Origin of the sequence: Microbacterium sp. SORGH_AS_0421 (assembly GCF_030818635.1) — a bacterium.
In the GTDB taxonomy this organism is placed as follows: domain Bacteria; phylum Actinomycetota; class Actinomycetes; order Actinomycetales; family Microbacteriaceae; genus Microbacterium.
Genome location: NZ_JAUTAO010000001.1, coordinates 541,201 through 564,333, shown reverse-complemented (window position 1 = coordinate 564,333; position 23,133 = coordinate 541,201). Strand labels below are relative to the sequence as shown.

The 23,133-nt window shown below is 71.5% G+C and carries 20 protein-coding genes; 10 read left to right on the top strand and 10 right to left on the bottom strand.

All coding sequences use genetic code 11. The features are described 5' to 3' along the window. Window positions 1–206: 206 nt before the first annotated feature. The 7 genes from QE416_RS02750 to QE416_RS02720 all read right to left on the bottom strand — a co-directional run bounded on the left by QE416_RS02750 (window position 207) and on the right by QE416_RS02720 (window position 7,962). On the bottom strand, window positions 207–551 hold the full coding sequence (locus tag QE416_RS02750) for a LysR family transcriptional regulator (protein ID WP_210072800.1): 345 nt from the start codon (window positions 549–551) through the stop codon (window positions 207–209). Between the two features lie 118 nt (window positions 552–669). After that, on the bottom strand, window positions 670–2,223 hold the full coding sequence (locus QE416_RS02745) for a GMC family oxidoreductase (protein WP_307313300.1): 1,554 nt from the start codon (window positions 2,221–2,223) through the stop codon (window positions 670–672). Further along, window positions 2,220–3,614: an alpha/beta fold hydrolase gene (locus QE416_RS02740; protein WP_307313296.1), complete on the bottom strand. Its 1,395-nt coding sequence runs from the start codon at window positions 3,612–3,614 to the stop codon at window positions 2,220–2,222. The genes QE416_RS02745 and QE416_RS02740 overlap by 4 nt, the downstream gene beginning before the upstream one ends. A 251-nt stretch (window positions 3,615–3,865) precedes the next feature. Further along, complete coding sequence (locus QE416_RS02735) at window positions 3,866–4,768, bottom strand: SDR family oxidoreductase (protein WP_307313293.1); 903 nt, start codon at window positions 4,766–4,768, stop codon at window positions 3,866–3,868. Window positions 4,769–4,838: 70 nt separating this feature from the next. Then, window positions 4,839–5,834 carry a LacI family DNA-binding transcriptional regulator gene (locus tag QE416_RS02730; RefSeq protein ID WP_307313290.1) on the bottom strand — a complete coding sequence of 332 codons (996 nt, stop codon included), beginning with the start codon at window positions 5,832–5,834 and terminating at the stop codon, window positions 4,839–4,841. 122 nt (window positions 5,835–5,956) lie between these two features. After that, window positions 5,957–7,111 carry a Gfo/Idh/MocA family protein gene (locus QE416_RS02725; RefSeq protein ID WP_267788182.1) on the bottom strand — a complete coding sequence of 385 codons (1,155 nt, stop codon included), beginning with the start codon at window positions 7,109–7,111 and terminating at the stop codon, window positions 5,957–5,959. Further along, window positions 7,108–7,962 (bottom strand): class I fructose-bisphosphate aldolase, encoded by an 855-nt coding sequence (locus tag QE416_RS02720; RefSeq protein WP_307313285.1) that lies wholly within the window; start codon window positions 7,960–7,962, stop codon window positions 7,108–7,110. Before QE416_RS02720 ends, QE416_RS02725 begins: the two co-directional genes overlap by 4 nt. A gap of 127 nt (window positions 7,963–8,089) precedes the next feature. On the opposite strand from QE416_RS02720, the gene QE416_RS02715 reads away from it, so the two are divergent. The 10 genes from QE416_RS02715 to QE416_RS02670 all read left to right on the top strand — a co-directional run bounded on the left by QE416_RS02715 (window position 8,090) and on the right by QE416_RS02670 (window position 20,632). After that, window positions 8,090–9,082, top strand: a complete 993-nt coding sequence (locus QE416_RS02715) for an aldose 1-epimerase family protein (RefSeq protein ID WP_307313282.1) — start codon at window positions 8,090–8,092, stop codon at window positions 9,080–9,082. Window positions 9,083–9,172: 90 nt separating this feature from the next. Further along, window positions 9,173–10,393, top strand: coding sequence for a LacI family DNA-binding transcriptional regulator (locus QE416_RS02710; protein ID WP_307313281.1), 1,221 nt, complete (start codon window positions 9,173–9,175; stop codon window positions 10,391–10,393). Beyond that, the gene (locus tag QE416_RS02705) at window positions 10,390–11,427 is read left to right on the top strand and encodes a class I mannose-6-phosphate isomerase (RefSeq protein WP_307313279.1); all 1,038 of its coding nucleotides are present in this window, start codon (window positions 10,390–10,392) and stop codon (window positions 11,425–11,427) included. Before QE416_RS02710 ends, QE416_RS02705 begins: the two co-directional genes overlap by 4 nt. After that, window positions 11,424–12,818, top strand: a complete 1,395-nt coding sequence (locus tag QE416_RS02700; RefSeq protein WP_307313276.1) for an L-fuculokinase — start codon at window positions 11,424–11,426, stop codon at window positions 12,816–12,818. Before QE416_RS02705 ends, QE416_RS02700 begins: the two co-directional genes overlap by 4 nt. Window positions 12,819–12,820: 2 nt before the next feature. Then, entirely contained in the window at window positions 12,821–13,600 is a 780-nt protein-coding gene (locus tag QE416_RS02695; protein WP_210072821.1) for an ATP-binding cassette domain-containing protein, read from the top strand. Then, the gene (locus QE416_RS02690; RefSeq protein ID WP_307313273.1) at window positions 13,597–14,679 is read left to right on the top strand and encodes an ABC transporter permease; all 1,083 of its coding nucleotides are present in this window, start codon (window positions 13,597–13,599) and stop codon (window positions 14,677–14,679) included. The genes QE416_RS02695 and QE416_RS02690 overlap by 4 nt, the downstream gene beginning before the upstream one ends. A gap of 43 nt (window positions 14,680–14,722) precedes the next feature. Next, window positions 14,723–15,709: an ABC transporter substrate-binding protein gene (locus QE416_RS02685; RefSeq protein WP_307313271.1), complete on the top strand. Its 987-nt coding sequence runs from the start codon at window positions 14,723–14,725 to the stop codon at window positions 15,707–15,709. A 213-nt stretch (window positions 15,710–15,922) separates the two neighbouring features. Further along, on the top strand, window positions 15,923–16,795 hold the full coding sequence (locus tag QE416_RS02680) for a class II fructose-bisphosphate aldolase (protein WP_307313268.1): 873 nt from the start codon (window positions 15,923–15,925) through the stop codon (window positions 16,793–16,795). Then, complete coding sequence (locus QE416_RS02675; RefSeq protein ID WP_307313264.1) at window positions 16,792–17,790, top strand: 1-phosphofructokinase family hexose kinase; 999 nt, start codon at window positions 16,792–16,794, stop codon at window positions 17,788–17,790. Before QE416_RS02680 ends, QE416_RS02675 begins: the two co-directional genes overlap by 4 nt. Before the next feature lie 31 nt (window positions 17,791–17,821). Beyond that, window positions 17,822–20,632, top strand: coding sequence for an FAD-binding and (Fe-S)-binding domain-containing protein (locus QE416_RS02670; RefSeq protein WP_307313262.1), 2,811 nt, complete (start codon window positions 17,822–17,824; stop codon window positions 20,630–20,632). A 37-nt stretch (window positions 20,633–20,669) separates the two neighbouring features. Here the strand turns inward: QE416_RS02670 and QE416_RS02665 are convergent, their stop codons facing one another. The 3 genes from QE416_RS02665 to QE416_RS02655 form a co-directional block, all read right to left on the bottom strand. Next, the gene (locus QE416_RS02665) at window positions 20,670–21,770 is read right to left on the bottom strand and encodes an NAD(P)-dependent alcohol dehydrogenase (RefSeq protein WP_210072832.1); all 1,101 of its coding nucleotides are present in this window, start codon (window positions 21,768–21,770) and stop codon (window positions 20,670–20,672) included. Between the two features lie 154 nt (window positions 21,771–21,924). Then, entirely contained in the window at window positions 21,925–22,506 is a 582-nt protein-coding gene (locus QE416_RS02660) for a hypothetical protein (protein WP_307313258.1), read from the bottom strand. Then, window positions 22,503–23,039, bottom strand: a complete 537-nt coding sequence (locus QE416_RS02655; RefSeq protein ID WP_307313256.1) for an RNA polymerase sigma factor — start codon at window positions 23,037–23,039, stop codon at window positions 22,503–22,505. Before QE416_RS02655 ends, QE416_RS02660 begins: the two co-directional genes overlap by 4 nt. Between the last annotated feature and the right edge of the window lie 94 nt (window positions 23,040–23,133).

Below are 23,133 nucleotides of genomic sequence, written 5' to 3'. Positions count from 1 at the left end.
AGCGTGCGCCGGCCGCCGGCCCCGGTGCGCTTGGCCGGCGGGGCCGACCGTGCCTCCGGGCAGCGGCCCCGGCCTAAGATCCGAGGCGCGGGGCGGACGCCGCCGAGCCCGCCGATACTTACGCAGAAACGCTTTCCACGCCTAGAAACGCGTGCAGCACGTGTTTCCGGGCGCAGATCGCGTTTATGCGTGGTGAGGGGGCCGAGTCAGCGGCCTTGGCGCTTCTTGTAGGGCTTGGGCTCGCCCTTCACGATCGGGGCGCGGCCCTTGCCCTTGTTCGCCTTCGCTTTGCCGCCGCCGGGAGCCTTCTGCCGGGGCGCCGCGGGAGGAGCATCGGCGATGCGACGGTGGGCCTCCTCGAGCAGCAGCTCACCGGCCGGCAGCAGCCGCGTGGGCGCCGTGCGCTGCACGAGGGGCTGGCCGACCTCCTCCTCGAGCTTGTCGACGGTGGTGTACAGCGAGGCAAGGGGGATACGCAGCTTGTCGGCCGCGCGCGGGAAGTGCAGCTCCTCTGCGAGGGCGGCGAACCGGACGAGGTGCTCGAGCTTCATGGCATCCATTCTCCCGTGTTGCGAGGTGCGGCGTTGAGCGTCCAGGACACGCCACCTCGCGCGGGGCGGAGGCGGCGTGTCCTGGACACTCGACGGGAGGGGACGACGGAGCCGCGGGTCAGGCGGCGGCCGCGGCGAGGAAGCGGTCGGCGGTGCGCAGCGACAGGGCCATGATCGTCAGCGCGGGGTTGGCCGCGATGGCGGAGGGGAAGACCGAGTTGTCGCAGATCCAGAGGTTCGGGATCTCGTGCGAGCGCCCGTCGGCGTCCACCACGCCGTCGGACGGGTCGTTCGACATGCGGCACGTGCCGATGGTGTGCGCGGTGCGGGCGAGGACCATGGTCTCGCGAGCCCCGGCGGCCTCCATCACCCGCAGCATGAACGCGGTGGCGTGCTTGTCGATCGCCTTCTCGTTCTCACCGGCGGTGAAGCTCACCCGAGCGCGGGGGATGCCGAACTCGTCGGTCTCGTCGACCAGCTCGAGCCTGTTGTCGTCCGACGGCAGGCAATCGGCGTTGACGCCGATACCGGCCATGAACCGTGACTGATCGAGCCGCTGCATGAGCTCGGGACCCCAGAGGCCGCCGCCGCGCACGAGCGTGGTCGAGAAGGTCAGGGGCATGACGCCGAGGCTCTGCACGAGGTAGCCGCCGGCGAAATCCGCATCGGCGGGACGCATCATGTCCTCGCTGATGAGCGACGAGGGGTATCCGCGGTGCCCGCGCACCGGCTCGTCGAACCGCCCCCACACCTGGGTGGCGCCGTGGGCGAGGAAGTTCCGGCCCACCTGCCCGCTGTCGTTCGCGAGGCCGGTGTGCAGCAGCAGGCGCGGCGTCTCGACGCCGCCACCGGCCAGAACGAGCGCGCGGCAGCGCTGGCGACGGTCGACGCCGTCCTTGCGGTACAGGACCGCCTCGACACGGCCGCGGGCGTCGAGCTCGATCCCGTGCACCATCGACTCGCTGCGGATCTCGGCGCCGGCCGCGACCGCCGCGGGCAGATATGTGTTCGCGGTGGAGGCCTTGGCATCCACCCGGCATCCCTGGTGGCATTCGCCGCAGTTCACGCAGGCGCCGCGCTCGCCGTGGTGGTCTTGCAGTCGTGCCCGCGTGAGCACCGCCGCGGGCGCGTCGGCCCAGCGGACGCCGAGGGCCTCGCAGCCCTTCGCGACGAGATTCGCCGGGGCGTTGCGCTTCGCCGGGGCGTAGGCGTATCGGCGCGACGGATCCCAGGGGTACGGGGTCGGTCCGGACACACCGATGTCGCCCTCGACGCGCTCGACGTAGGAGAGCAGTTCGTCGGGGTCGACCGGCCAGTCACGGCCCACACCCGACTCGGTGCGCAGCGCGAGGTCGCGGCGATCCGGGCGCGGGGTGAACGCGCCCCAGTGCAGCATCGAGCCGCCGACGCCGCGTCCGCTGTTGTTCGGGCCGAAGGCCGTGGGGTCGTCGCCGCCGCTGAGTCGCTCCGACATCCAGTTGATCTCGACGGCCTCGGTCTCGTCGGGGGTGAGGTCGTCGAGCGAGAAGTGCCGCCCCGCCTCCAGAGCCACGACGGTGAGTCCCTTGCGCGCCAGCTCGGCGGTGAGGGGGGCGCCGCCGGCACCGGTTCCGACCACCACGACATCGACGATCTCGTCGTCGGTGTAGGTGCGCATCGCTTCGAGGTTCATGCCGCGTCTCCCGTCGCGATCGTGCCGCCGACGTTCGCCGGCTCCCAGTCTTCGCGGCGTCCGAGACGCAGCTCCACGTATCCGCGGATGGGTCTGCCGCCGGTGGCGAAGCCGTCGTACCCGACGCGCGCCATGCTCGCCGGGTGGGCGAGCCACTGTCGGACGAGGTCGTTGCGCACGTCTTCGAGCCAGGCCTTGAGCTGGGCGGCGTCGAAGGTGCCCTCGGCATCCGACTCTCCCTCGACGGCGGCGCGGAAGGTCTCGGCCCGCTCGGCGGGATCGGTGGGCCAGGTGGCGGCCAGTTGGTCGAGCCCGGTGCGGTACGCCTCGACGTCGACGGGCAGGTCGGCGTTGCGCCAGCCGTCCCCTTCGCCGCGGGCGAGCTGCGCGTCGACGCGTCCGGCGATGTCGATGGCCGGCCCGTCCTGCGGAACGACGAGGTCGGCGATCTCGCGCAGCAGGGTCAGCTGCGCCAGGTTCAGCGCCGCGGGAGCGTAACCGCGGTCGTCGGGCATGCCACGGCGGGCCAGGATGCCGCGGACCCGGCCGTCGACGCGATCGCCCGCGATCAGACGGGCCCAGTCCTCCGGCACCACGGGTCCGACCCGCACCTCGTCCGCGATGAAGCGGGAGATCGCCTCGGCCGCCTCGGCCGGGCGCTCCAGCGGGATCATGTGCCCCGTGTCGGGGAGGGCCCTGAACCGCGCGCGGGGGTAGACGGAGGCGAGCAGCTCGGGCTGGGCGGACGCGCCGAGATCGGCGTCGTCGGTGCCGGCGAGCACGAGCACGGGCAGGTCGAGCGTTTGCACCTCGACGGTCGCGTCGACGCGGCTCCCCGTCTCGAGCCACGCGCGCCACGCGGTGGGCGAGGTGCGGCGGAGGTCTGCGAGGGCGAGCGAGTGCGCCCCGGCATCGAGGGGTTCGGCCGTGTTCTGGTCGATGAAGGTCTCGGCGTCGTGCTCGGAGATGGCTCCTTCGTCGACCCACGAGAGCATCCGCTCACGACGCTCCTCGTCCATGGGTTCGGGGCGTGGCGGAGAGGGCGCCATCAGCACCATGCCGCGCAGCCCGAAGAGAGGGGCCTCGCCGCGGAGCACGCGCGCTGCGACCAGAGCGGCGATCTTGCCGCCCATGCTGTGGCCGCCGAGCATCCACGGACCGTTCGCGTGCTCGGAGAGGTGCCGGACGACGTGGTCGACGGTCTCGTCGAGCGTGGCGTCAGGGGCGCTCGCGGCGGAGCCGAAACCGGGCAGGTCGATGCCCTGCACGCGCACGTCGCCCGCGAGCTCGTCGGCGAGACGGTCGAAGGATCCAGAGCTGGCCCCCAGCGCGTGCAGCAGGTACAGGGTGAGGGGTGCCCCGTCTGTGGCGGGAGCGGATTCGGTGGGCATGCACTCACGCTCGCTTACGAGAGGGGCCGCGGAGGGTCGCTTGCGCAACGGCACGATTTGCGCAAGCACCGCGGCGGGACGATCGGCGGTGCGGGGACCGCGTACCGAACTCCTGAGAAGCGGCGGCCCTCGCCGCGTGGTGCGGGGCCGCCACCCGGTATGCGAGGTCGGGCCGCGCGGACCTCAGGAGATTCGCACACGACGATCGCCCCGTCCGCACGCGGCGGGCCGGGGCGATCGGGGCGCACGGGTTACGGCGTGACCATGCCGCCGTTGACGTTCAGGGTCTCGCCCGAGACGTAGCTCGACTCCGCAGAGGCGAGGAAGACGAACGCCGGTGCGATCTCTGCGGGCTGACCGGCGCGCTGGTACGTGCTCTCGTCGTCGAAGTGCTCCATCTGGTCGTCGGAGACGCCCTGGCTCACCTGCAGCGCCGACCAGGTGGGCCCCGGGGCGACGACGTTGACCCGGATGCCGCGCGAGGCGAGCTGCTGCGCGAGGCCCTTCGACAGGTTGTTGATCGCGGCCTTGGTCGCGGCGTAGTCGAGGCGATCGGGCGCGGGAACATAGGCCTCGAGCGAGGCGGTGTTGATGATGGTGCCGCCCTCGGGAAGGTGGGCCAGCGCCGCCTTCGTGATCCAGAACGGGGCGAACACGTTCGTGCGGAAGGTCTGCTCGAACTGCTCGTCGGCGAGGTCGTCGACCTTGTCCACCATCACCTGCTTGCCGGCGTTGTTCACGACGATGTCGAGACCGCCGAGTGCCTCGGCGGTGCGGGCGACGAGCTCACGGCAGGCCGCGGGATCGGTGATGTCGGTCGCGATCGAGACGCCGGTGCGGCCGGCATCCCGGATCTGCTCGAGGATGTGGTCGGCGTCGCGCTGCTCGTCGGGCAGGTGCACGATCGCCACGTCGGCGCCTTCGCGGGCGAACGCGATCGCCACGGCGCCGCCGATGCCGGAGTCGCCGCCGGTGATGAGGGCCTTGCGGCCGACCAGGCGGCCGAGTCCGCGGTAGGTCTTCTCGCCCAGGTCGGGCACCGGAGTCATATCCGCCTGGACGCCGGGCTCGGGCTGGTGCTGCACGGGCGGCTCGACGCGCGCGTAACGAGTGACGGGATTGTCGAAGGTGAACTGATCGCGATCGGAGGTCATGTTCCGACGTTAGGCAGAGCCGGCGCCGCGGTGCGCGGCCTTGACGGGAGAGAGCGGATGCCACGCAGGCTCAGGACACCCCGCCCCGGTCGACGAGACGCGTCGACACGAGGTGCGTGTGGGATCCCGTCGCGGGGTCGGCTCCCCGCGCCAGCAGTGTCTCGGCGGCGCGCGTGCCGAGCTCCGTCACGTCGTAGTCGACGATGCGGATGCGGCGGGGGAGCAGGCGGGAGAGCTCGAAGTCGTCGAAGCCGGCGATGGCGACCTCGGCGCCGCGAGGCAGGATTGCCTCGAGAGCCCCGATCGTGACGCGGTTGTTCGCGCAGAAGACCGCCGTGGGCGGGTCGGCGGAGTCGAGGAGCCGGTGCACCGCGTCACGGGTGACGGCGGGGGTGTGCAACCCGTCGACGACCAGGGCGGGGTCGAGCGTGAGACCCGCGGCGGCGAAGGCCTCGCGTGCTCCGGCGAGGCGCTCGACCATCGTGTAGATCTCGGCGGAGTCGAGCAGGACGGCGATACGGCGGTGCCCGCTCTCGAGCAGCTCGGCGACGGCTGAGCGAGACCCGCCGCGGTTGTCGAGCAGGATCGCGTCGGCGGGGACGCCGCTGCCGGGACGGTCGAGGAAGACCACCGGCGTTCCCAGCTCGACCTCGCGGGAGAGGTAGGAGTGGTCGGACGCGGTGGGCACGACGATAAGGCCGCCGATCTGACGCTGGCACAGGTCGAGGGCGAGGGTGCGTTCCAGATCGGCATCCTCTTCGCTGGATGCCATGACCAGGTGCATGCGCTCGCGCGTGGCGATCGCCGAGACGGCGGCCGCGACCGCCATGTAGAACGTGTTCGAGAGGTCGGCGGCGACGAAACCGATCGTGTCGCGGTTGCCCGATCGCAGGCTGGCGGCGAGGGAGTTGCGGTGGTAGCCGAGCCGGCCGACCGATGCGAGCACTCGCTCGATCATGGCGGGGTCGACGTTCGGCTCCCCGTTGACCACGCGCGAGACGGTCTTCAGGCTCACCCCGGCGTCGGCGGCGACGTCGATCATGGTGGGCCGGCCGGTCTTGCGCATGCGTCTCCTCGGGTGGTGCCGCGCGGGGTCGGCACCCTTCGAGCATACGGATACCGCCGGTGGCGCCGGAGAACGAGGAAGAGGGGGTGCCCGCACGCGGCGGGCACCCCCTCTTCCCGTCGTCACGCCTCGGGCGTGACCTGCGCACCCGTCTCGTGCGAGGCGATCGCCGCGGCGAAGAGGCGGTGGGTCAACGCGGCCTCTTCGGGGCGGACGCAGCCGAACCCGTCACCGAGCTCACCGACGAACTCGGCGAGGAAGGCCGCCCACATCTGCAGGATGGCATCCGAGAACCCCGACTCGAAGTTCGGGCCGGTCACCGTCGGCCACACCGACTGGCTGCCCGCGTCGATGCTCTGCCAACTCTGCTCGCGGCCGATCCCGGGAACGTCGACGAAGGCGAACACCTCGACGCGCTTGGGGTTCTTGGTGCTGAAGCGCACGCCGCCCGACATGCCGATGGCTTCGAACTCCCACGTGTTCTTCTGCCCGGGCGCGATGCGCTTGGTCTCGGTGGTGAGGGGGAACGGGGCGCCGTCGTGGCGCGCCCACGAGTGGATGACCGCGTTGTCCCAGGTGTCGCAGGGCTGGAGCGTGCCGTCGGGGCCGGGACGCTCGGTGACGATGTCCTGCAGGATGCCGACGACCTTCTCGGGCGTCCATCCCAGGCGCAGCGGCACGTGCCACGTGTGCATGCCGAGGTCGTTGAGCACACCGGCGTCGCCGCAGAACTGCTTCTGCCGCTTCCAGTTGAGGGGCTTGTTCACATCGATGTCGCTCGAGTGCAGGAACGTGCATTTCGCCTCGACGATGCGGCCCAGCGCGCCGGAGCGGACGTAGTCGACCGCCCACTGCGCGCCGGGGAAGAACGGCATCTCGCTCGAGACGCGGACGAACGACCCGGGCGTTTCGTCGATCGCGGCGACCACCGCGTCGGCGGCTGCGCGGTCGATACCGAAGGGCTTCTCGGCGAGGAGCGCCTTGCCGGCGCGGACGGTGTCGACGTAGAGGCGCTCGTGCAGGTCGTGTCGCACGGCGATGTACACGACGTCGACGCGGGGGTCGGCGAGGAGCTCGTGGTGGTCGGTCGTGGTGAGCTGCACCGTGTCGATGCGCTCGAAGAACGACAGCGCCGCCGGGTTGATGTCGCAGACCGCGACGAGCTCGGGCTCGGCGGGGTGGTCGATGAGAGCGGGCCAGCGCCGAAGCGCCGCGGCGATCTCGCGCCCCATGAGGCCGCCGCCGATGATGCCGACGCCGATCTTCCTGCCGGTCATGCGCGGTCTCCTTCGTCGGTGCCGCCGATGAGGGCGAGGGCCTCGTCGACCGAGGCGTCGTCGTGCACCACGGCCATGAGGGCCGCGGTGATGCCGGCCGGGTCGCGGTGCTGGATGACGTTGCGACCGTAGACGATGCCGCGAGCACCCTGCTCGAGCACCGCCTTCGTGCGCTCGAGAAGCGTGCGGTCGTCGACCCGCCCCCCGCCGCGCACCAGCAGGGGGGTGTCGCCGGCGGCCTGGATGACCCGGTGGTACTCGGTGATGTCGTCGGTGGGGTCGGCCTTGATGAGGTCGGCACCGAGCTCGCGTGCCTGGCGGACGAGGGTGACGACCTTGGCGGTGTCGCCGTCGACGCCGTAGCCGCCGGTACCGGGCTTGGTCTGCATGACGAGCGGCTCGATCATGAGCGGCATCCCGTACTTCTCGGCGTCGCTGCGCAGGGCGAGGATCGAGCGGATGCACTGCTCGCGCACCTGCGGTTCGCCGAGCAGATCGAGCAGGTTCACGCACACGGCGACGGCGTCGAGGCGGACGGCGACCTCGATGGCATCCGGGACGTGGATGCTGTGCAGCGGCGTCTCGAGCGGGTCGCCGTAGACGTTGGCGATGTCGGTGCGCAGCACGAGTCCGGGCTTCTGCTTGCCGGGGACCGACTGCAGCAGCGGCGCCTGGCCGAGCGTGAGCTGCACGGCGTCGGGACCGGCGTCGACGAGGGTCGCGACGGTCTTCGCCATGTCTTCGATGCCGGTGAGGAACGAGTGTTCGTGGAAGGCGCCGTGGTCGACGGCGACGTCGAGGGCGCGGCCGGAGCGCGCGTTGAAGAGGCGGTTGAGGCGGGGTTTCGACATGGGGTGTGGGTCTCCGAAGCGTCGTGTCGGGGCGCGGCTCTGCGCTCGACGGTCAGTATGCGGGCGCAAGACAACGTTGTCAATCACTGCTAGCGTGAGCTGCGTCACGGCGAGGAAGGCGGGGCTCATGGGTGAGCTGTACGGGCGGTCGATCGAAGGCGCGCGACGGCGCGTGGGTTCTGCCACGGCCCTGGCGGCCGTGGAGGCGTCGGTGCGCACGGATGGGCCGGATGCCGGAACCCGGCGCCTGCGGCTCATCGCCGGCGACCTGGACGTCGAGCTGCTTCCCGACCGCGGGCTCGATCTCGGCCAGGTGCGACACCGCGGCGTGCCCCTGGCGTGGGTCTCGCCCACCGGTTGGCCGCGCCCGGGGGCGAGCGGTTTCGGCGCGGCGTTCGGCGGCGGTCTCGTAACCACCTGCGGGCTGCTCTCGTTCGGCCCGCCGTCGTTCGACGTCGAGGGGGAGCATCCGCAGCACGGTCGTTACAGCGGACTCTCGGCATCCGTCGTCCGGGCCGAGGCGGGGCATGACGCCGTGGTCGTCGAGGCCGTGGTGGTCGAGGCGACCGTTCTCGGTGCGCACCTCGAGCTGCGGCGGAGCGTGCGGCTCCCGCTCGGCGAGGGGCGCATCGAACTGCGCGACGAGATCGTGAACCGCGGCTCGCGCGAGGTCGAACCCATGGTGCTGTACCACGTGAACCTCGGCTGGCCGCTGGTGGACGCGGGCACGGTCCTGCGCTCGCCGGCGGAGAGCGTGCGCGCGCGCGACGTCGCCGCGGAGGCGGGGTTGTCGTCGTGGGCGGAGTTCCCCGAGCCGTCGGCGCGCTATCCCGAGCAGGTGTTCGCGCACGAACTGCCGACCGATCGCCGCGTGAGCGCCGAGGTGGTCGCGGCGTCGGGGCTCGGCATCCGGATCTCGTTCGACACCGCCCGGTTGCCGGGGATGTTCCAGTGGCGGGTCGCTCAGGAGGACGGGGTGGTGCTCGGGGTGGAGCCGGCCACGGCGCCGACGATCCTGGGTCGGGGTGATGCGCGAGCGCGCGGACTGCTGCGTCCGCTCGCGCCGGGCGCATCGTGGGACCTCGGTCTCGACATCGATGTCATTGAGCTCCATCCGTGACTTGACAACGTTGTCCCGTCGGGCTCATGCTGTCTCCATCGAGGCCCGCCCCAGGGTTCCCTCCCGAATGACAACGATGTCGGAGATGCGATGACGCACGATGAGCGACGGACCGCGACCGCGGTCGCCGAGGCCGCGACGGCCCGCCCGCGCGCTCGGCTCATCGACGTCGCGACGGCAGCGGGCGTGAGCCCCAAGACCGTGTCGCGCGTCATCAACGACGAAGCCGGAGTCCTGCCCGGAACCCGCGACCGCGTGCTGCAGATGGTGCGCGACCTGGGCTTCGTCCCCGACCGCAGCGCCCGCGAGCTCAAGCGTCGCGAGGCCGACACGATCGGCATCCTGATCGATGCGATCAGCGATCCGTTCTTCGCCGCCTTCGTGAGCGTGGTCGAAGAGCTCGCGATCGCCGAGGGCCTGAGCGTAATCTTCGCCAGCACCGGCTACGACGCGGCGCGTGAGACGGCCCAGCTCGACCGCTTGACCGGCCACCGTCTCGCCGGCCTCATCGTGGCGCCGGTCGCGGTCCCCGCCGCGGTCCTCGCGGGACTGCGCCACCGCTGCCCGGTGGTGACCGTCGACCGCGTGCGCTCCGGGATCGACTCCATCGTCATCGACGACTTCGGGGCCGCGGCCGAGGCCACCGCCGCCCTGCTCTCGCACGGCCACCGTCGCGTCGCCTTCATGGGCGAGGACGTGCCGTACCCCACGGTCAGCGACCGCCTCGCCGGGTACCGTTCGGCGCTCGAGGCGGCGGGCGTGGCGTTCGATCCCTCGCTCGTCGTCACCCACGAGCGATTCCGTGCGGGAGAGGCCGCCGAAGCCTCGCTCCTGCTCGGGCGCCCCGACGCTCCCACCGCCCTGCTGTGCGCGACGAGCCTCGCCGCGATCGCGACCGTTCGGGCGATCCGTGCGCGCGGACTCCGGATGCCGGCTCTCATCTCGTTCGGCGACTTCACCCTCGCCGAGGTGCTCGAACCGGGCATCACCTACGTCGACCACGACCCCCGTCTGCTCGGCGCGGCGGCCTTCCGGCGCCTGCGCCACCTGGCTCTGCACGCCGACGACGCCCCTACCCGCACGGTCGTGCCTACGCGCCTCGTGCCCCGCGGTTCGGGCGAGGTGCCCTTCGCCGGATCGGTCGAGCGCGGCGGAACCGGACCCGTCTCGGCATCCGCTCCGATGGCGTTGCATCCGTCCGATTCCGTGACCGCGGCGCGCACGTCGCCCGCGGCGGTCGCCCTCGTCCACCCCGAGCCGTCCGGCGCTGTCGCCGTCCCGGCCGCAGCCTCCCTGGGAGCCCCGTCATGAAGCCCGTCCTGCTGCCTCCCCATCCCGTGCAGCACTTCTACCTCGGCGGCGACCGCATCGCGGCGCTGCGGGGCATCGTCCCCGAGACCGACCGGCAGCCCGAGGAGTGGCTCGGATCGACCGTGTCGCGCTTCGGCTCCGACACGGTCGGTCTCGCCGTCACCGACGGCGGCGACTTCCTGCGCGACCTCGTCACCGCCGATCGCGCCTCGTGGGTGGGAGCGCGCGGGGGGCGGGATGCCGCCGACCTCGGCATCCTGGTCAAGCTCCTCGACGCGCGGCAGCGGCTTCCCGTCCACGTGCATCCGGGTCGGGAGTTCGCCACCGCGCACCTCGACTGCCCGTACGGCAAGACCGAGGCCTGGTACGTGCTCGAGACCGAGGACGACTGCGCCGTGCACGTCGGCTGGAACCAGACCGTCGACCGCGACGAGCTGGACCGTCGCCGCGACGCGCAGGACAGCGAGTGGATGCTCTCGCGCATGAACCGCGTGGTCGTGCGCCCCGGCATGGGTGTTCTCGTCCCCGCCGGCACCGTGCACGCGATCGACGGAGGCATCTTCGTCGCCGAGGTGCAGGAGCCCACCGACTTCTCGATCCTGCTGGAGTGGTCGGTCACGACCTCGACGCGCGAGGAGTCGCACCTCGACCTCGGATTCGACGCCGTGATGCCCGCGGTCTCGACCCAGAAGCTGGATGCCGGGGCCCTCGGCGCCCTGATCAGCACGACGGGCACGACGCCGGCGGGGGCGGACTTCCGCTCTCTCCTGCCCGCGGTCGCCGACCCCTACTTCCGCCTCTTCGACGCGGCGGGGGAGACCGCGGCGCGCGAAGCCGGGTTCACAGTGGTGCTGGTGCGCGAGGGATCCGGCGCGCTGGTGTCGGACGCCGGATCGATAGACATCGAGCGCGGTCAGGTCTACGCCGTGCCGTACGCCTTCGGTGCCTGGCGCCTGTCCGGCGAGGCCGAGGTTCTGATCGCCGCTCCCGGCGCCGGCTGGCCCGGCACCCTCCGCGGAGGTGAGGTGCGATGAGCGACTACGTCGTCGGCGTCGACATGGGCAGCACCAGTACGAAGCTGCTCGTCGCCACCCCCGAGGGTCGCCAGGTGCTCGTGGTGAGCCGCCCCTCGCCCTGGACCAACCTCGACCACGGTCGGGCCGAGATGCCCGCCCACCGCGCGATCGCCCTCGTTCGCGAGCTCGCCGCCGAGGCCGACGCCCGTCTGGGTAAGGGCTACCGCGTCCTCGCGCTCGGCGTCTCCGGCATGGCGGAGGCGGGGGTGCTGCTGGATGCCGCAGGCACCGCGCTCGCGCCGATCATGGCCTGGTTCGACCCGCGGGGGGCCGCCCAGATCGTCGCGACGCCCGAGGAGTTCCGCGCCGAGTTCCCCGGTCGTACCGGCTTGCCGGTGGGGCCGCTGGCCTCCATCGCCAAACTCCTGCACCTGCGCGACAGCGGGATCGAGCTCGCGGGGACGACGTTCCTCAACGTCCCCGAGTTCGTCGTGCACGCCCTCGGCGGCCCGCGGGTGGCCGAGTACTCGCTCGTCTCGCGCACCGGTCTCATCGATCAGGACGACAGCACCCCGTGGCAGGCCGCCCTCGACGTGCTGGGCGTCGACGAGTCGATCCTCGGTGCGCGCGTGAGCGCCGGAGAGGCCGTCGGCGTGCTGACCGACGACACGATGCCCGCGGGCTTCCGAGGCGCGGTCCTCACCATCGCCGGCCACGACCACCTGGTGTCCGCCGTCGCCGTCGGAGCCACGCACACCGGCCAGCTCTACGACTCCATGGGTACGGCCGAGGCCCTCGTGCGCGTGCTCGACGACACCCTCCCCTTCGCCGCGCGCGAGCGCCTCGCCCACGCCGGCATCAACTGCGTGCGCCACGTCATCCCGGGCAAGTACGTGCTGCTCGCGGGCACGAAGTCGGGTCTGCTCATGCGTCGCGTGCTCCAGCTGCTCGGGATCACGGATGCCACGGGCCGCGCGGTCGTCGACGAGGCCGCCCTCGCCCTTCCCGTCGACGGAACGCTCGCCGATGGGGGCCTCGAGGTCTCGGGCGCTCGCAACGACGACGGTGTTCTCAAGATCGTCGCCCAGAGCGACGGGCTCAGCCCCGCCGAACTGTTCGCGGCGAGCCTGCGCCACGGCAACGACATGCTCGCCGAGTGCATGGCGGCGATGGACCGCGAGGTGGCCCCGCCGACCTCGACGGTGCTGACCGGGGGCTGGTCGACCATGGCATCCGTCGTCCGCTCGCGTTCGGCGCTGCTGCCCGAGGTCACCGTCTCGACCCACGACGAGGGCACGGCCTACGGGGCGGCGCTGTTCGCCGCCTTCGCCGCCTCGACGGAACCGTTCGACACGGTCGCCTCGACCTTCCTGTCTTCGTCCCTCATCCTCACCAACGAAAGGAGCTGACGATGTCGTCAGTCACAACGGCCGTCCCGGTGCTGCAAGCACGCGGTCTCTCGCGCCAGTTCGGTCACGTCCGAGCCCTCAACAACGTGGACTTCGAGGTCTACCCCGGTGAGGTCACGGCGTTGATCGGCGACAACGGCGCCGGCAAATCCACCCTCGTGAAGGCCCTCTCGGGCAACCTCGCGGTCGACGAGGGCGAGATCCTCTTCGACGGCAAGCCGATCGAGATGAGCAACCCGCAGATCGCATCGTCACTGGGAATCGAGACGGTCTATCAGGACCTCGCTCTCGCTCCCCACCTCGACCCCGTGCAGAACATGTACCTCGGCCGCGAGATCCGCCGCCCCGGCCTCGCCGGAGCCCTCGGGTTCATGAAGACGAAGGACATGGCCGTGGCCTCGCGGGCCGCGTTCGACGAGCTCGGTGCCACCGTCCGCTCGCTCTCTTCGCCGGTGGGGGAGATGTCGGGCGGTCAGCGTCAGGCGATCGCGATCGCCCGCGCCGTCCACTGGGCCGGACGCCTCGTCTTCCTCGACGAACCGACCGCCGCCCTCGGTGTGCGCCAGACCAAGAACGTCCTCGAGACCATCCGGCGCGTGCGCGACAAGGGCATCGCGGTGGTCCTGATCTCGCACTCCATGCCGCACGTGATGGAGGTCTGCGATCGCATCCAGGTGCTGCGCCTGGGCACCCGCGTCGCGAACGTCGACGCGAAGAACACCTCCATGGAAGAACTCGTCGGGCTCATGACCGGCGCCGTCACGAAGGACGACTCCAAATGAGTACTCGGACACCCCCTACCGAGACCGTGGCCATCGGCACGTTCGAGGAGAACAAGCCCCGCTTCTTCACGGGACTGCTCAAGGCGCAGGCCTTCCAGATCCTGATCATCCTCATCGTCATCGTGCTGATCTTCAGCGCCCTGGCGCCGGACTCGTTCGCGCAGTGGTCGAACTTCCGCCTCATCATCCAGAACGCCTCGATCCTCGCGGTCCTGGGCGTCGGGATGACCTACATCATCATCACCTCGGGCATCGATCTCTCGATCGGCTCGGTGCTGGTGTTCTCGGGCGTCGTCTCGGCCCTGACGATGCGCGCACTCGGCGGTGAGGGCTGGGGCGTGGCGACCGTCGGCATCCTGGTCTCGATCCTCAGCGGCGTGTGCTGGGGCCTGTTGAACGGCTTCCTCATCGCCAAGGCGAAGATCCCGCCGCTCATCGTCACGCTGGGTTCGCTCGGTATGGCGCTCGGTCTCGCGCAGATCCTCACCGGCGGCGTCGACATCCGCGACGTCCCCACCGTCCTCACCGTCTCGATCGGCTACGGCAATGTCTTCGGGTCGCTCCCGATCATCAGCGTCATCGCGCTCGTGGTCGTGGTGATCGGCGCCGTCGTGCTGCACTTCACGAAGTTCGGGCTCTACACCTACGCCGTCGGCTCGAGCGAGCTGGCCGCCCGCCGCGTGGGCGTGAAGGTCGACCGCCACCTGATCTCGGTCTACACGCTGTCGGGCGCTCTCGCGGGTCTCGCCGGCATCCTGGCGCTGTCGCAGTTCTCGACCACCGCCATCGCCGGTCAGTCGCAGACCAACCTCAACGTGATCGCGGCCGTCGTGATCGGTGGCACCTCGCTGTTCGGCGGCGTGGGCACGATCTTCGGCACCGTGGTCGGCCTCTTCATCCCCGCCGTCCTGCAGAACGGCTTCGTCATCACCGGCGTGCAGCCCTTCTGGCAGCAGGTCGCGGTGGGCGCGGTGCTCATCACCGCCGTCTACGTCGACCAGGTGCGTCGCACCGCCGCGACCCGCGGCAACACCCAGAGCCTCTGGCGCAAGTTCGTCAGCGGAGGACGCCGCGGCTGAGGCCCGGCATCCGAAACCCCACCAAGAGAGAACGGTCATCACAATGCAGTGGAACAACAAGGTTCTCGCGTTCGCCACCCTCGGCGCCGCAGCCACCCTCGTACTCGCCGGGTGTTCCGGCGGCTCGTCGTCGGGCTCCGCCTCGGGCGGAGACGGCGGGTACAAGATCGCGTTCGTGCAGGGCGTCGCCGGAGATGAGTTCTACATCTCCATGCAGTGCGGCATCCAGTCCGAAGCCGCCAAAGAAGGCGCCACCGTCACCACCCAGGGCCCCGAGAAGTTCGACCCCACCCTGCAGAAGCCCATCGTCGACGCCGTCGTCGCCTCCAAGCCCGACGCCCTGCTGATCGCCCCCACGGATGTGTCGGCCATGCAGGCGCCGATCGCGGCGGCCGAGGCTGCCGGGATCAAGGTCGTCCTCGTCGACACGACGCTGGAAGACCCCTCGGGTGCCGTGTCGCAGATCTCGAGCGACAACGAGGGCGGCGGGGCTGCCGCGTTCAAGGCGATCCAGGATGCCAACCCCAACGGCGGCAAGGTGCTCGTCGTGTCGGTCGACCCCGGCATCTCGACCACAGACGCCCGAGCGAAGGGCTTCGAAGACGCCGTCGCAAAGGACAGCAAGTTCGAGTCGGTGGGTGTGCAGTACTCGCACAACGAGCCGTCGACGGCCGCCGAGATCGTGACGGCGGCGCTGCAGAAGGACCCCGACATCGTCGGCATCTTCGCCGCGAACCTGTTCGCCGCCGAGGGAAGCGCGACCGGCGTGCAGCAGGCCGGCAAGCAGGGTGCGGTCACCATCGTCGGCTTCGACGCCGGTCCCGCCCAGGTCAAGGCCCTCGAAGCCGGCACCGTCCAGGCCCTCGTCGCCCAGGAGCCCGCCACCATCGGCGAAGACGGCGTCAAGCAGGCCATCGCCGCGCTGAAGGGTGAGGCGACGGAGGAGAAGATCCAGACCGGCTTCACCATCCTCACGAAGGACAACATCACCACCGACGGCAAGGACGCGGTCTACAAGTCCAGCTGCTGATTCACCCGGATGCCGGGCCCCTCACGCCGACGCGGGGGTCCCGGCATCCACCCCCCGTCAGACGCCTCAGGGGGTCAGGACTCCTCGCTGTCCAGACCTTCACGTTCGGGCCCCTCGTCCTGTCGTGAGGGGCCGAGAACTGTCGCCGCGGGATGTCCCAGGCGACAGAGAACGACCCCTCACGCGGAGGGGCGACCCGAGAGAGAGACCGCCGTGCCGCTGGCCGCCATGCCCGAACTGCTCGCCGCGCACCGCGCGGTCGGAGCCTTCAACTTCATCACCCTCGAGGTCGCCGAGGCCATCGTCGCCGGGGCCGAGGCCGCCGGGGCGGGCGTGATCCTCCAGCTCTCGCAGAACGCCATCGCGTTCCACGGCGGCATCGGTCCCGCGGGAGCCGCCGCTCTGCGACTGGCCGACGCCGCGTCCGTGCCGGTCGTCGTGCACCTCGACCACGCCACCGACGAGCCGCTCGTCGACGAGGCGTTGACGGTCGGGATCCGGTCGGTGATGTTCGACGCCGCCCATCTGACGGATGCCGAGAACCTCGAGCGCACCGCCGCCGTCGCCGCCCGTGCGCACGCCGCGGGAGCCTGGGTCGAGGCCGAGCTCGGCGAGATCGGCGGCAAGGGCGCCCACGCCCCGGGCGTACGGACCGACGTCGCCGAGGCCGCGCGATTCGTCGAGGCCACCGGGGTCGACGCCCTGGCCGTGGCCGTGGGCAGCGAGCACGCGATGCGCGAACGCAGCGCCCTGCTCGATGAGACCCTCATCGCGGAACTCGCCGCGGCTCTGCCCGTGCCTCTCGTCCTGCACGGCTCCAGCGGGGTCGCCGACGCCGGGATCGACGGCGCCGTGCGCGCGGGCATGCGCAAGATCAACATCGGCACGCACCTGAACACCGTGCTGACCGCGGCCGTGCGCGACGAGCTCGAGCGGGATCCGGATGCCATCGACCCCCGCCGCTGGCTCGCCCCGGGGCGCGCGGCGGTCGCCGCGGAGGTGCGGCGCCTGCTCGACGTCATCACCGGGCGCGTCGCGACCGGCGTCGACGGCACCGGTCTCGGCGCCGCGGGGATCCGCGCGTGAGCGGCATCGTCACGCTGACCGCCGCGGGGGCGATCGATGCCACGTACCGCGTCGGCACCCTGCGCCGCGGTGCTTTCGCCCGCGCCGACAGCTACACCCGCGAGGTGAGCGGCAAGGGCGTCAACGTTTCGGCCGCCCTCGCCGCGGGAGGAGCCCGCACCGCCGCCGTGGTCGTGCTCGGTGCCGACGACGTGCGCTTCGCCCGGTGCGGACTCACCGCCCCGCTGCTGCGCATCGTCGAAGTGCCCGGCGCCACCCGCGTGAACACCTCGATCATCGACGCCGAGGGGGCGACCACCAAGGTCAACGCGCCCACCCCGCCGCTGTCGTCGGGGGCCTGGGCGGCCACGCTCGCGGCGCTGCGCGAAGAGCTGGCGCTCCAGACCGCCACGTGGCTCGTGATCTCGGGGAGCCTGCCGAAGCTCTCCGGATCCGAAGAGCTGGTCGAGCTGGCAGCCGTCCGCGCGGCCGCTGAGGAACACGGTGCGCGGGTCGCGGTCGACACGAGCGGGCCGGCGCTCGACGCGCTCCTCGCCGAGCCCGCGGGCATCGACCTGCTCACCCCGAACGCCGAAGAGCTGTCCGCCGCGGTGGGGCGCCCCCTCGCCACACTCGGCGAGGTCATCGCCGCCGCCCGGGAGACCGTCGAGCGCGGTGTCACCACGGTGCTCGCGAGCCTCGGCGCCGACGGGCTCGTCGCCGTGACCGCCGACCGCGCCGTGTTCGCGCGGGCCGATGCCCCCTTCGTCGCCAACACCGCGGGAGCGGGCGATGCCGCCCTCGCCGGCTTCCTCCTCGGGCTGACGCGCGAAGCCACCGCCACCGCCGCGGGAGACGACCCCCTCGCCGTCGCCGCCGCGTCGGCGGCCGAGTGGGGAGCGCACGCCGTCGCGCACGCCTCGACCCTGGTCGCGGGACCGCCGCACGGCATCCGGGCTCTCGTCGAAACCGATCCGGACCTGACGCGGGTCCTCACCCCGGAGGGCGAGGAGTGATGTCCCTGTCGCACCGTTCGAAGGACGACGCATGACCCTCGCCACCCCCGAGATCGCTCCCGAGATCGCCGCGGCCGTCGCCGACGTCTCGCGCATCCGCACGCGCGCGATCGACCGCGTCGCCTACGCCAACGACGCCTCGCACTATCTACTGACCCCGGATGCCGTCGTCGTCGCCGCCGACGCGGCGGAGGTCGCCGGGGTGCTGCGCGCAGCCACGGAGTCGGGAACCCCCGTGACCTTCCGCTCCGGCGGCACGAGCCTGTCGGGGCAGTCGTCGGGTACCGGGCTCCTCGTCGACGTGCGCCAGGGCTTCGGGCGCATCGACGTGCTCGACGGCGGCCGGCGCGTGCGCTCGCAGCCCGGGGCGACCGTGCGTCAGGTCAACGCGTGGCTGCTGCGGCACGGCCACCGTCTCGGTCCCGACCCGGCGAGCGAGGCCGCGTGCACCATCGGCGGAGTCGTCGCGAACAACTCCAGCGGCATGGCGTGCGGAACCGTCGAGAGCTCGTACCGCACGCTCGAGGGGCTCGTGCTCGTGCTGGCCTCGGGGACCGTCGTCGACACCGCGGAGCCCGACGCCGACGCCCTGCTGCGCGAGCGTGAGCCGGCCCTCGTCGAGGGCTTGATGCGTCTGCGGGAGCGGGTCGTGAGCAACCCGGCGAGCGTCGCCCTCATCGAGCGGCAGTTCGCGATGAAGAACACCATGGGCTACGCCCTCAACGCCTTCCTCGACTTCGATACGCCCGCGGCGCTGCTCGCGCATCTGGTCGTGGGGTCGGAGGGGACGCTCGCGTTCGTCGCCGAGGCGACCTTCCGCACCGTGCCGATCCGTCCCGCGATCGCCACCACCCTCGCGGTGTTCCCGACTCTCGACGCGGCGACCCGGTCCCTGCCGGCGCTGGTGGCGACGGGCGCGGCGACGTTGGAGCTGATGGATGCCACTTCGCTCCGCGTCGGACAGCGCCTGGCCGGGACGCCCGCCGCCATTCACGGATTCGAGGCGACCACGCAGGCGGCCCTGCTGGTGGAGTACCACGCCGACGATGCTCCCGCGCTGAGGGAGCTCGCCGGCGCGGGCGCGCGCGTGCTCGCCGAGGAGCCCCTGCTCGACGCGGCCGTGTTCTCGAGCGACCCCGTGCAACGGGCCGCCGCCTGGACCTTCCGCAAGGGCCTGTACGCCTCGGTCGCCGGTGCCCGGCCGAGCGGCACGACGGCTCTGCTCGAAGACGTGGTCGTGCCGGTCGAACGTCTCGCCGACACCTGCGAGGGGCTGCAGGAGCTGTTCGCGCGTTTCGGCTATGCCGACAGCGTCATCTTCGGCCACGCCAAGGACGGCAACATCCACTTCATGCTCACCGACCGGTTCGAGGGCGCCAAGGCTCTCGGCCGTTTCGAGGGCTTCACCGACGCGATGGTCGACCTCGTGCTGGAGGCGGGGGGCAACCTCAAGGCCGAGCACGGCACGGGTCGGGCGATGGCCCCCTATGTGCGCCGGCAGTACGGCGACGAGCTGTACGAGGTGATCGTGGGGCTGAAGCGTCTGCTCGATCCGCGCGGCATCCTGAATCCGGGCGTGATCGTCGACGACGACCCCGGCGCGCACATGCGCCACTTGAAGGCGCCGGTGTCGATCGAGCCCGAGGCCGACCGGTGCGTGGAGTGCGGGTACTGCGAGCCGGTATGCCCGAGCCGATCGCTCACCCTCACGCCGCGCCAGCGCATCGTGGTGCGACGCGCCTCGACCGCGGCCCGCGAGCGCGGCGACGGCGCCCTCGTCGCGGAGCTGGAGAAGGACTACGACTACGACGGCGTGCAGACCTGCGCCGTCGACGGGATGTGCCAGACGGCATGCCCGGTGCTCATTAACACCGGGACGCTTATGAAGCGCTTCCGGCGGGAGGATGCCAATCCCGTGCTCGCCGCCGGATGGTCGGCCGCGGCGGCGGGATGGGGGGCGGTGACGCGGGCGGGGTCTGTCGCCCTCACGGTCGCCGACAAGGTGCCGCTCCCGCTCGTCCGGACGGCGACGGATGCCGCCCGCGCGGTGCTCGGCACCGACACGGTGCCGCGGTACTCGGCGGAGCTGCCCGCCGGCGGGTCGTCTCGGCGGTCTCTGGGCGCGCGGGTCGGCGCGGTGGGTGTGGAGCCCGCGGCGGTGTTCCTCCCCGCGTGCGTGGGCAGCATGTTCGGTCCGGCCGAGGGCATCGGCGCGACGGCGGCCTTCGTCCGGCTTCTAGAGCGCGCCGGGGTCGCGGCGGTCGTGCCCGACGGCATCGACGCGTTGTGCTGCGGGACGCCGTGGTCGTCCAAGGGCTATGCGAAGGGCCACGCCACCATGTCGGCCCGCGTGCGTGCCGCCGTCCGCGAGGCCACCCGCGACGGTGCACTGCCGGTCGTGTGCGACGCGTCGAGCTGCACCGAGGGGTTCGCGGCGACGCTGCGCGAGGACGGCATCCGAGTGGTGGATGCCGTGGCCTTCGCCGCCGCCGAGCTGCTGCCCGTGCTGTCGCCGACCCCGGTGGCGGAGCTCCTGGCGCTGCACCCGACGTGCTCCTCGAAGCAACTCGGCATCGACCCCGCCCTCCGCGCGATCGGCGAGGTGGTGGCATCCGAGGTGCGTGTTCCCGATGCGTGGGGCTGCTGTGCCTACGCGGGGGACCGCGGCATGCTGCACCCCGAGTTGACGGAGGCCGCGACCGCCCCCGAGGCGTCGGAGGTCGCCGCGTGGGGCGCGGACGCCTTCGCGTCGTGCAACCGCACCTGCGAGCTGGGCATGACCAAGGCGACAGGGGAGTCGTACGTGCACGTGCTGGAGCTGCTGGAGAAGGCGACGCGGTGAGGGGACGCGCTCGAACGGGCGCGTCCCCTCTCGTCGCTCACTGCGAGGCGGGCAGCTCCGCGGCGCTGTCGCGGTCGGCATCCAGGGTGCTGCTGTCGATCACGAAGCGGAAGCGGATGTCGTTGGCGACCATCTCGTCGAAGGCCTCGTTCACCTGCTGCACGGGGATGACCTTCACCTCGGCGGCGATGCCGTGCTCGGCGGCGAAGTCGAGCACTTCCTGCGTCTCGGCGATGCTGCCGATCAGCGAGCCGGCGATCGTGATGCGGTTCATCGAGACGAAGCCGAAGTCGATGCCCTCCTCGTGGATGGGCTCGAGCATGCCGACCGTCACCAGCGCACCGTCGTGGCGGATGAGCGACAGGTAGGGCTTCATGTCGAACGGCGTCGGGATGGTCGACAGGACGAAGTCGATGCTCGAGGCGTGGGCCTCGACGGCATCCTCGTCGGTCATGTCGATCACGTCGTCGGCGCCGAGGGCCCGCACGGCGTCGGCCTTGTCGGGGCTGGTGGTCAGCGCGATCACGCGGTCGGCGCCGCGCGCCTTCGCCAGCTGCACGGCGAGGTGGCCGAGCCCGCCGAGGCCGGCGACGGCGACGACGCTGCCGGGACCGATGTTCCAGTGCGCCAGCGGCGACCACGTCGTGACCCCCGCGCACAGCAGCGGAGCCGCCTGCTCGAGCGGGATGGCATCGGGGATGCGCAGCACGAAGTGCTCGTTGACGACGATCTCGTCGGAGTAGCCGCCGAGGGTGACGTTCCCGGTGTCGGGATCCTGGCCGTTGTACGTGAAGATCGCGGGCGGGTTCTGGTACTGCTCCTCGTCCACGCCGCGCTGGGACTCGTCGCCCCAATAGACGAGGCAGCCGACGCCCACGCGGTCGCCGACGGCGTAACGGGTCACCGCGGAGCCCACCTCGGCGACGGTTCCGGCGATCTCGTGCCCCGGGAGGCAGGGCCAGAGCGTCGCGAGGGCGCCGCCGAACTCGTCGCGCGCCTGGTGCACGTCGGAGTGGCAGACGCCGCAGTAGGCGATGTCGATGCGCACGTCTTCGGGGCCCACCTCGCGGCGGTCGAAGGTGAAGGGCGCCAGGGGGGTGTTCTTGTCAGGGGTGGCGTAGCCGATGTTGCGGGACATGATTTTCCTCAGGTCGGGGCGAGTGCGTCCCCAAACGGTAGGAAAAGCCCCTGACGAGAAACGGCCCCTGGTGTTTACGACGGATACCGGTAGCATTTGCGGCCGGCCGGGCCCCCCGACGGACGTGAGAGGGCATGCCGCGACGCGACACGGGTCACCTCGTCGTCGGCGAGGGGAATGCCCGGGCGTAGATCTGGCGGAGCGCGTCTGTAGCCGGGCCGCTGTCGCAGTCGGAGATGTACTCATCGGCGGAGGCGATGAGGTACGACTCTCCGGCCACGAACAGACCTGCGCCGTCGGGATTGGCGGGATCGTGCTGCTGGGGAACGGTCAGCGTGCGTCCGGGGGATCCGGCGAACACCCGGGTCACCTCGAGGGTGACGTCGTCGCCGACGACGGTGATCGCGGTGGCCTCGTAGGCGGTGTCGGAGTCGCGCAGGCTCTCGACGCTCGTGGGCGCGCAGGACGCAGAGGTCTCGGAGGGTCCGGGGGCTTGCACGGCGGGCGTGGCGACGAGGCCGGCGATGAGCAGGCCGGCGGCAGCGGTCGCGGCGGCTCCGATGGAGGCTCCGGCGAACAGGCGACGCCGACGCCGGGGGGCCGGTGCGCCGGTGCCGCCGAGACCGTCGCGCTCCGCAGCGGCGACGATGCGCCGGATACGTGCATCATCGAGGGGCTGCTGCCCGCGGCCGGGGTCTGCGTCGCGGAGCAGTGCTCTCAGGTCGTCGTCGTTCATCGGTCTCCTCCTTTCGTGGTGGTGGGGCGGTGGGGTCGGTCCATTTCCTGTCTGAGCTTCTTCTTGGCTCGATGCAGGCGGATGGTGGCGGCGTTGACGGAGATGTCGAGGACCGTCGCGATCTCGGGGGGTGCGAGCTCTTCCCATGCCCACAGGCGCAGCACTTCCGCGTCGGTCGTGGAGAGTCGGGCCAGGGCGTTTCGCAGGCAGCCCGCTCGGGGATCTTCCTCGGGCCCGGCATCGACGGCGTCGGCGGGTGGGTCGATGGTCGTGATCTTCTCGACGACGCGCCACTGGCGCCGTGTCGACCGTTCGGCGGTGCGCAGACAATTGCGCGCGGTGACGTACAGCCAGGGCAGGGGCTCATCGGGCACATCGTCGAAGCGCCGCCAGAGGACGAGCATGGTCTCGGAGAAGACGTCTTCGGCGGTCTGCGGCTCGGTGCGTCGTCGCAGAAATCGCAGAACGGCGTCACCGTGCGTGCGTACGAGCGACTCGTACGCACGAGAGCGGTCCGGAGAGAAAGGCTGCACACCTTCATCATGTCCGGCCGCGGCGGTTTCTTTCACGGCGGACGAAGCGCACCCGCAGGCGCCCTCGGCTCTCGCCGACCGTTCCCAGGAAACC